This window comes from Pseudomonas sp. W2Oct36, from assembly GCF_041060465.1.
In the GTDB taxonomy this organism is placed as follows: Bacteria; Pseudomonadota; Gammaproteobacteria; order Pseudomonadales; family Pseudomonadaceae; genus Aquipseudomonas; species Aquipseudomonas graminis_B.
The window spans coordinates 1-612 of record NZ_JAUERW010000046.1 but is presented as its reverse complement, the minus strand read 5'-3'; the positions used below and the strand labels follow the sequence as shown (position 1 = coordinate 612).

Genomic DNA, 612 nt, shown 5'->3' with positions numbered 1-612 from the left:
ATCCTCCAGATATTTCGCTATCCGGCGATCAAGTTTTTCCTGATCGCGCTTGAGGTGCTTGGTGCTGATGTGACGACGGGCCGAGGCTACGGCCTTGAATTTGCTGCCATCAATAGCAACCAGATCACCTTTTACCAGGCCTGCCGAACGGCAGAACTGAACAAACGCGCGGCACGTTGCGGAGAACGCAGTGGCGTTATCTTTGCGGAAGTCGGCGATGGTTTTGAAGTCCGGCGCGAGGCGGTTGAGCAGCCACATGACTTCGATGTTGCGTTGGCACTCAGCCTCAAGCCGGCGCGAAGACCGTATGCGCTGGAAGTAGCCGTAGATGTAGAGTTTGAGCAGGTCGGCGGGGTTGTAGGGCGGACGTCCGTTGCCCTTGGGAATAGCTTTATCGAACCCCAGAACCCTGAGATCCAGGCGCGAAACATAGGCATCAATGACTCGGACAAGATGGTCTTCGGGAATGACCTCATCTATTGAAACCGGAAACAGGCTGGTCTGGTTGCGCGATTCGCCCTGGATGTACGCCATAAGAAAATGCCCCGCATCTTTCGATGCGGGGCATTTTCTTAGATCTGAGGCAGGTTGGCTAGGTTTTCACACAGTCTG

General features: G+C 54.9%; 1 protein-coding gene. It reads right to left on the bottom strand.

Annotation, left to right across the window (positions count from 1 at the left end):
• On the bottom strand, positions 1–534 hold a 534-nt coding region (locus QWI18_RS25695), incomplete at its 3' end, for a transposase (RefSeq protein WP_369320189.1).
• Between the last annotated feature and the right edge of the window lie 78 nt (positions 535–612).